The organism is Flavobacterium sp., assembly GCF_049590715.1.
Taxonomy (GTDB): Bacteria; Bacteroidota; Bacteroidia; order Flavobacteriales; family Flavobacteriaceae; genus Flavobacterium.
Genome location: NZ_JBAWDL010000018.1, coordinates 1 through 4,182 on the forward strand (window position 1 = coordinate 1; position 4,182 = coordinate 4,182).

5 protein-coding genes and 2 pseudogenes are annotated in these 4,182 nt (G+C 34.7%); all 7 read right to left on the reverse strand.

Annotated features, from left to right (window positions below; all coding sequences use genetic code 11):
* Positions 1-437, reverse strand: a pseudogene (locus WBQ70_RS00855) (NADH-quinone oxidoreductase subunit L); the annotation flags it as partial.
* A 6-nt stretch (positions 438-443) separates the two neighbouring features.
* Positions 444-764 (reverse strand): NADH-quinone oxidoreductase subunit NuoK, encoded by a 321-nt coding sequence (gene nuoK, locus WBQ70_RS00860; protein WP_423909242.1) that lies wholly within the window; start codon positions 762-764, stop codon positions 444-446.
* Positions 764-1,276, reverse strand: a complete 513-nt coding sequence (locus WBQ70_RS00865; RefSeq protein WP_423909245.1) for an NADH-quinone oxidoreductase subunit J — start codon at positions 1,274-1,276, stop codon at positions 764-766. Before WBQ70_RS00865 ends, nuoK begins: the two co-directional genes overlap by 1 nt.
* Positions 1,276-1,821, reverse strand: coding sequence for a NuoI/complex I 23 kDa subunit family protein (locus WBQ70_RS00870; RefSeq protein WP_423909248.1), 546 nt, complete (start codon positions 1,819-1,821; stop codon positions 1,276-1,278). The genes WBQ70_RS00865 and WBQ70_RS00870 overlap by 1 nt, the downstream gene beginning before the upstream one ends.
* A 125-nt stretch (positions 1,822-1,946) precedes the next feature.
* On the reverse strand, positions 1,947-2,465 hold the full coding sequence (locus WBQ70_RS00875) for an ORF6N domain-containing protein (RefSeq protein WP_423909251.1): 519 nt from the start codon (positions 2,463-2,465) through the stop codon (positions 1,947-1,949).
* An 84-nt stretch (positions 2,466-2,549) separates the two neighbouring features.
* Entirely contained in the window at positions 2,550-3,602 is a 1,053-nt protein-coding gene (gene nuoH / locus WBQ70_RS00880; RefSeq protein WP_423909254.1) for an NADH-quinone oxidoreductase subunit NuoH, read from the reverse strand.
* A pseudogene (locus WBQ70_RS00885) lies at positions 3,602-4,182 on the reverse strand (2Fe-2S iron-sulfur cluster-binding protein); the annotation flags it as partial. The pseudogene WBQ70_RS00885 and the gene nuoH, both read right to left, overlap by 1 nt.

Genomic DNA, 4,182 nt, shown 5'->3' on the forward strand with positions numbered 1-4,182 from the left:
CCTTCCCAACCAATGAACAGCACCAATAAGTTGCTACCCATAACAAGTGTAATCATAAAGAAGATGAACAGATTCAAATACGCAAAAAACTTGTGCATATTTTCGTCATCGTGCATGTAGCTGATCGAGTATAAGTGAATCAAAGAACCAATTCCAGTAACAAACAACAACCAAAGCACTGACAATTGGTCTAATAAAAAACCAAAATCTACTTTGAAGTCACTAATCTGAATCCAATCAAATAATTGGACTTGAATGGCTTCTTGTGTAGCGTTAATGCGAGAGAAAAAGCAAAGTGTCACCGCAAAAGAAAGAGCAACTGTCAAAGTTCCAATAATTCCTGATGCTGTTTTACCAACCGCTTTTCCAAAGAAAATATTAAATAAAAACCCTAAAAAAGGAGCTAATAATAAGAGTAAAGCTAAATTCGTATTCATTATAGTTTATCCTTTTAAATTTTTTAATTTGTCGATGCTTATCGAACCTAAATTCTTGAAAATCGAAACCAATATCGCTAATCCTACAGCAACTTCTGCAGCGGCAACAGCCATAGAGAAGAATACAAAGATTTGCCCTTGTGCATCTTGATGATATGTTGAGAAAGCTACAAACAAAAGGTTGACAGCATTCAACATAATTTCGATAGACATAAATACAATAATAGCATTACGGCGGTACAATACTCCAAAAATCCCAATACAAAAAAGGATTACCGATAGGAAGATGTAATTCTCAATACCTATTTCGTTTAATATATTGTTCATTATTTTTCTAGTTTTTCTTTTTTAGACAATAAAACCGCACCAATCATCGCAACTAAAAGCAAAATCGAAGCAAATTCAAAAGGCACCATGTATTCGTTTAATAATACTTTACCAAGTACTTTAATCGATTGATAATCTTCGCCAGTAGTTGTGTATTCACCCACAATAGGTTTAGAATCAATAAATACTTTGATTAATACCAAACAAACCAAACTGAAAGCTACAATTGCCCCCAATCGTGTGACACGCGGACGGTGAACTTCCTTTTTTTCATTCAAATTCATCAACATGATCGTAAACAGGAACAAAATCATAATCGCTCCAGAGTACACAATTACATGTACAATCGCTAAAAACTGAGAATTTAATAATAGGTAATGACCTGCAATCGAAAAAAAACAAATTACAAGATAAAGCGCACTATGTATAGGATTTCTACTAAAAACAGTCAAAAATGCTGTTGCTAGCGTAATAGCAGCCAAGACACAAAATATAATAAGTACTGTCGACATTAATTAGCGTTTTTAAGTTGAGTATTTTTCATAGCCACATCCAACGGCATCACCAAACGGTCTTTTCCAAAAATGAAATCTTCTCTTTCATAACTAGATGGAACCAAAACTTTTGAAGTCGTCAAGTAAATCGCATCCTTAGGACAAGCCTCTTCACACAATCCACAGAAAATACAACGCAACATATTGATTTCATATATCGAAGCATATTTTTCCTCACGGTACAAATGTTTCTCATCTGCTTTACGCTCTTCCGCCTTCATAGTAATCGCTTCTGCTGGACAAGAAAGTGCACACAACCCACAAGCCGTACAGTTTTCTCTACCTTGTTCATCACGTTTCAACTGGTGTTGCCCACGATAAACTGGACTCATCGTACGCACCTGCTCAGGATACTGAATCGTTACTTTTCTGGAGAACAAATGCTTCAATGTAATCCACAATCCCTTGAAGATTGCAATAATATACATCCGTTCTAAAAAGGTCATCTCTTTGTGAGAGACTTGCTTTTTTCTTCCCGATAAGGATATGGTTTCTATTGCCATTTTTTAATTTTTATTTTTTTAGGAGCTGTTTCCCGCTTTCCGTTGCAATCTTTTATTTTTTAAAAGAAAAAAATAAAAGGATTTCCACTTCAATCGGGGCTAGAGCATTGTGCTATTAATTATACTTATTTTCTAAATCCAATTTTTGTTCTTTCGATCGGATTTTCTTGTTTCTCTATTAATTCATCCAAGTAACTAAAAACGAGTTCAATATTTTTATCTTGGTTTATCGATTTTTTCTTTAATTCTTCAATTTCCAATTTTATCGAAAGATTATCATTTAAAAATTGTCGCAAACTAACAAAAATTTCAATAATCTTAATACTCATTCGTATTGCACTTTCACTTTTTATAACATTAGACAATTGCAATATTCCATGTTCTGTAAATACAAAAGGAAGTTTTCTTGTTCCTCCCCAACTTGAAGTCGCAAATTGCGACTTCAAGATTTCGAATTCATTTTCGTCTAATTGAAACATGAATTTTTCTGGAAACCTATCTATATTTCTTTTCGTTTGTTCATTGATTCGTTTAGTCTCAACACCGTAAAGTTCTGCCAAATCTCTATCCAGCATCACTTTTTGATTTCGAATCAAATAAATTTTATCAGTTATTATTTCATCAGGAATTGTAATTTCATTCATAATTTTTATAATTAAAAATTATTGTTACCCTTTGTTTTTTGTGTTGCATTTTGGAACACCTTGCATTTTATTCAAATGAAATAATTAAAACCCTAAAAACACCGCAATCTCAGCTCTCAAAATCACTATTCCCGTGATAATAATATTCAAAATAGACAACGGAATCAATATTCTCCAACCCAAATGCATTAATTGATCGTATCTAAATCTTGGAATCGTCCATCTAACCCACATATAGAAAAAGATGAAGAAAGCTATTTTTGCAAACAATACACCTATTCCAATTACATTTCCAATGTTTACACCAAAGTTTTCAATTACCCATTCCATTCCAGGATAGTTGTATGCTCCAAAGAACAATACCGCCAAAATAGTAGAAGAGATAAACATATTCGCATATTCAGCAAATAAGTAGAAACCCATTTTCATCGAAGAATATTCCGTATGGTAACCTCCAATCAATTCCGTTTCACATTCCGCTAAGTCAAATGGTGTTCTATTGGTTTCTGCAAAAGCACAAATCAAAAAGATAAAGAATGATAAAGGTTGGTAAAACACATTCCAGTTCATTCCTGACTGTTGCGCTGCTATTTCTTTCAAACTCAAGGTTCCTGTCATCATCAACAAAGCAATGATAGACAATCCCATCGCTACCTCATACGATACCATTTGCGAAGCCGCACGTACCGCACCAATCAGCGAAAACTTATTGTTAGATGCCCATCCTCCAATCATGATTCCGTAAACCCCTAATGAGATCACACCAAAAACGTATAATAGAGCCACATCAATATCCGTCGCTTGCAAGACAACATCACGACCAAAAACGTGTAATTTATCTCCCCACGGTATCACGGCACTGGTCATCAAAGCCGTAGCCATCGCAATCGCAGGGCCTACGTAAAACAAAAATAAGTTAGGCGTATTAGGTTCAAATTCTTCTTTTGCAAACAATTTCAAACCATCGGCAAGAGGTTGTAACAAACCCCCTTTACCAGCTCTGTTCGGACCAATACGGTCTTGCAACCATGCCGCAACTTTACGTTCTGCTAGTGTTGAGTACATTGCCATTACCATTGTGATGGCAAAAACAACGAGGATAACAATACTTTTTTCTATTATAAATGCACTATCCATTATTTATCAGAATTTAATTTTTTGCCGTCAATCTTTTCGTCATAATCAATTTCGTGCATACTTATTTTTTTACGGTCTTCTTCTCTACCTTTTAAGATTCCTTCTTCGGTATTGATGTTAACTGTTTCTAATTTTTGAGTATAGTTGTTTTGATTGATTACCGAATCTTTGTCAAATTCTCTTGGTCCTTCAATAACCCAATCCGCTGGATCTTTGTGGTCAAAACGACAACTGTTACAAATAAATTCTTCTACTTCGTGGTAAATATCTTTACGACCTGTAACTCTTTGGATTTCGTTACCAAACATCCAAACCGTAGTTTTTCCACAACATCCTGGAGTAGTACATTCTCTGTGTGCATTGTAAGGCTTGTTAAACCAAACTCTCGATTTGAATCTAAAAGTCTTGTCAGTCAAAGCACCTACTGGACATACATCAATCATGTTTCCTGAGAATTCATTGTCAATGGCTTTCGAAATACAAGTAGAAATATTAGCATGATCACCTCTGTCCATTACCCCGTGAACTCTATCGTCAGTTAATTGATCAGCCACTTGCACACATCTTTGACATAAAATAC

Bases quoted from the DNA above. Each gene is read 5' to 3' on its own strand.
- WBQ70_RS00875 (WP_423909251.1), bottom strand. From the start codon at position 2,465: ATGAATGAAATTACAATTCCTGATGAAATAATAACTGATAAAATTTAT.
- nuoK (WP_423909242.1), bottom strand. From the start codon at position 764: ATGAACAATATATTAAACGAAATAGGTATTGAGAATTACATCTTCCTA.
- WBQ70_RS00870 (WP_423909248.1), bottom strand. From the start codon at position 1,821: ATGGCAATAGAAACCATATCCTTATCGGGAAGAAAAAAGCAAGTCTCT.
- WBQ70_RS00865 (WP_423909245.1), bottom strand. From the start codon at position 1,276: ATGTCGACAGTACTTATTATATTTTGTGTCTTGGCTGCTATTACGCTA.
- nuoH (WP_423909254.1), bottom strand. From the start codon at position 3,602: ATGGATAGTGCATTTATAATAGAAAAAAGTATTGTTATCCTCGTTGTT.